A 712-nucleotide genomic window follows, 5' to 3' on the forward strand; every position below is an offset into this window, starting at 1 on the left:
AAACACGGCCACCGGCACGATCGGCTCGTTGATCCCCTCGGACTGGGGCAATGCGGTCACCGATGAAATCCTGAATACCATTCGGGGCGCATCGCTGGTGCCCAAGGAAAACACCAATAATCAGTTGCTCGCGGCCATCAGAGCAATCATCGCGAGTCAGGTCGGCAAGCTGAAGAACATGGTCCGGCTCACCGCCAATGGCACTTTCATTGTGCCGGATGGTGTGTATCAAATCTGGCTAAGCGGTTGCGGTGCTGGCGGCGGCGGTGGCGCATCTCTCGCCACCAATTCATCGTCGTTTGTCACGGGAGGATCAGGCGGCGGCGCAGGTCAATCGCTCTATCGGCAGTTGATCAACGTCAACCCCGGACAGTCGATTGCCTACGTGATCGGCGCGCCGGGTGTTGGAGGGACGCCTGCCGCCAATAACGCAACAGATGGCGGCGCCACTATTTTTGGGAATCTTACGCTTGCAGGCGGCACCAAGGGGCTGCTGGGCTCCGGCGGTACCGCCTCCCCTGCAAACTACGCAGGCCCAGAAGGCGGGGCTGGATTCCCGAAAGGCGGGTATGCCTCAGACACCATGGTGTATTCCGGCGGGCAGGCTTCCGGTGGCATGGGTGGAATTGGCGGCAGCACCCCATTCGGCAACGCAGGACCTCCGGGCCGAGGCGCGGTAGGCGCTAACCCCAGCGCTTTTCCGGGAAGTGGT

Annotated in this window: 1 protein-coding gene; it reads left to right on the top strand. The window is 61.8% G+C overall.

The window, feature by feature from the left end; translation table 11 throughout:
* The coding region (locus QWI20_RS27420) for a glycine-rich domain-containing protein (RefSeq protein WP_369308096.1) at positions 1-712 on the top strand (712 nt) is incomplete at both ends.

Origin of the sequence: Pseudomonas sp. W2-17 (assembly GCF_041060445.1) — a bacterium.
Taxonomy (GTDB): Bacteria; Pseudomonadota; Gammaproteobacteria; order Pseudomonadales; family Pseudomonadaceae; genus Aquipseudomonas.